The following is a 2,577-nucleotide window of genomic DNA, read 5'->3' as shown; positions in this document are numbered from 1 at the left end:
GACGGCGGCCTCGTCACCCGCCACGTGAGCTCGCCGGCCCACCACGTCCCCGACCTCGACACCGCCCTGTCCACGGTGCTCGGGATCATCCGGCCGGACGACGTGGTCTTCACGCTCGGGGCCGGAGACATCACCACGCTCGGCCCGAGGATCGTCGCCGGGCCCGCGGGGAGCGGGACGGGGTCATGACGAGGCCGACGCCGTGAAGGGGGCTCAGCGGTGACCGACGAGCCACGCGACCACCCGACGGACCCGGCGGATCCGACGGACCCGCTGGACCAGGCGGCCTCGGACGACCCGGACCGGAGACTCGCCGCGGCGGCCGTCCGTAGCTCGGACGAGCGGGTGCGTCACTCCGACCCCGCGGTGCGGGCCACGCTGCGCAGGCGACGTCGCCGCACCAACCGCATCTATGTGGGGCTCGGTGTGGCGCTCGTCGTCCTCCTGGTGGGATACATCGCGCTGTACTTCCTGCCGGTGTTCTCCGTCCGGGAGGTCCGGGTCGTCGGGACCCGGACCATTCCCGTGGAGGCGGTGACCGAGCGCGCGGCGGTGTCCCCCGGGACCCCGCTGCTCCAGGTGGACACCCACGCGGTGGCGCGCCGCGTGGCGGGGATCCCGAGGGTGGACCAGGTCACGGTCACGCGGGACTACCCGTCGACCCTGCGGATCGAGCTGATCGAGCGCACCGCCCTGGTCGTGGTCGAGGTCGACGGCGCCCGGCACCTGGTGGACGGGCAGGGCATCGACTTCGGGCAGGGGGACCCGCCTCCCGGAACCCCCGAGCTCACCGTGGGGGACGGCGCACGCTCCGACCTGCCCGGGATCGTCCGGGACCTGTCGACGGTCTTCGCCGAGGTCCGGGGGACCGCGGGGCAGGAGATCGCGTCCGTCGAGGTGGAGAGTCCGGCGTCGATCGTCCTCACCCTCGTCGACGGGCGCACCGTGGAGTGGGGGGCCGCGGGTCGCGACCACGAGAAGGCGGTCGCCCTGCAGATGGTCCTCGAGCAACCCGGGCAGGTCTGGAACGTCTCCAATCCGGCGTTGCCGGCCTCACGGTAGACCGACACGCCCGCGAGCCTCGTGGACGTGCGGGGCCGGTGCCCCTACCGTGTGATCCGACGGCGGAAACCGCCTCTGACCAGCAACTTTAACCCTCAAGTAGAGGGTGAGAGTTAGGCGAGAGTCTTTCGTCGAGACAGCATGCAACCGAGCACGACACCCCCAAAGGAAGGCCGGGCCTCGATGAGCTCACCGCACAACTACCTCGCAGTCATCAAGGTCGTCGGAATCGGGGGCGGCGGTGTCAACGCCGTGAACAGGATGATCGACGAGGGCCTCAAGGGCGTCGAGTTCATCGCGGTGAACACCGATGCGCAGGCTCTGCTCATGTCCGACGCCGACGTCAAGCTCGACGTCGGTCGCGAACTCACCCGCGGCCTCGGTGCCGGCGCCGACCCGGAGGTCGGGCGCAAGGCGGCGGAGGACCACAAGGACGAGATCGAGGAGGTCCTCAAGGGCGCGGACATGGTCTTCGTCACGGCCGGGGAGGGCGGCGGTACCGGCACCGGTGGCGCGCCGGTCGTCGCGGCCATCGCGCGTAAGCTCGGCGCGCTCACCGTCGGCGTCGTGACCCGCCCGTTCTCCTTCGAGGGCAAGCGTCGCGGGGGACAGGCCGAGGCGGGGATCGAGGGCCTGCGCGAGGCCTGCGACACCCTGATCGTGATCCCCAACGACCGCCTGCTCCAGCTCGGGGACGCCGGCGTGTCCATGATGGAGGCCTTCAAGACCGCCGACGAGGTCCTCCTCAACGGCGTCCAGGGGATCACCGACCTCATCACCACCCCCGGCGTGATCAACGTCGACTTCGCCGACGTCAAGGGCGTCATGTCCGGGGCCGGCAGCGCGCTCATGGGGATCGGCTCCTCGCGGGGCGAGGGTCGGGCGTACAAGGCCGCGGAGGCCGCCATCAACTCGCCGCTCCTGGAGACCACGATGGAGGGCGCCAAGGGCGTACTCATGTCGATCGCCGGCGGCAGCGACCTGGGCCTGTTCGAGATCAACGAGGCCGCGACCCTCGTCCAGGAGGAGGCGCACCCCGACGCCAACATCATCTTCGGCACCGTCGTCGACGACTCGCTCGGCGACGAGGTGCGGGTGACCGTCATCGCCGCCGGGTTCGAGGGCGGCTCCCGGCAGTCCTCCGGTGCGGGTCAGTCGCGGCGCGGCCGCCACCACCTCGACGACGACGAGGTCCCCGGCGCCTCCGGCGACACCGGCGGTGCCTCCGGGCTCGGATCGACCCCTCTCGACGGCGGGCGTCGCGAGGAGCGCCGTGAGTCGGCTCAGGCCGGCGCCGGTACCCAGGGATCGCGCCGCCGGGACGAGGACGACGACATCGACGTCCCCCCCTTCATGCGGCACTGACCGGCGTGGCCACCCACGGCCCCGGGCGCGTCCGCCGGATCATCACCACCCGCCGCGGAGGCGTCTCCACCGGGGACTTCGACTCGTTCAACCTCGGTGACCACGTCGGCGACGCCCCGGCCGCGGTGGCGGCCAACCGGGCCCGCCTCG

Annotated in this window: 3 protein-coding genes and 1 pseudogene; all 4 read left to right on the top strand. The window is 72.0% G+C overall.

Annotation, left to right across the window (positions count from 1 at the left end; all coding sequences use genetic code 11):
* Nucleotides 1-189 (top strand): annotated as a pseudogene (locus tag G6022_RS12520) (UDP-N-acetylmuramate--L-alanine ligase); the annotation flags it as partial.
* A gap of 30 nt (nucleotides 190-219) precedes the next feature.
* Nucleotides 220-1,062, top strand: a complete 843-nt coding sequence (locus tag G6022_RS12515; protein WP_182610677.1) for an FtsQ-type POTRA domain-containing protein — start codon at nucleotides 220-222, stop codon at nucleotides 1,060-1,062.
* 183 nt (nucleotides 1,063-1,245) lie between these two features.
* The gene (ftsZ, locus tag G6022_RS12510; RefSeq protein ID WP_107756220.1) at nucleotides 1,246-2,427 is read left to right on the top strand and encodes a cell division protein FtsZ; all 1,182 of its coding nucleotides are present in this window, start codon (nucleotides 1,246-1,248) and stop codon (nucleotides 2,425-2,427) included.
* A 5-nt stretch (nucleotides 2,428-2,432) separates the two neighbouring features.
* The coding region (locus G6022_RS12505) for a laccase domain-containing protein (protein WP_182691665.1) at nucleotides 2,433-2,577 on the top strand (145 nt) is incomplete at its 3' end.

The sequence above is a fragment of the Dietzia sp. Cai40 genome (assembly GCF_014145165.1).
Taxonomy (GTDB): Bacteria; Actinomycetota; Actinomycetes; order Mycobacteriales; family Mycobacteriaceae; genus Dietzia; species Dietzia natronolimnaea.
The sequence above is the reverse complement of the archived record's forward strand: the minus strand, read 5'-3'. Positions and strand labels throughout refer to the sequence as shown.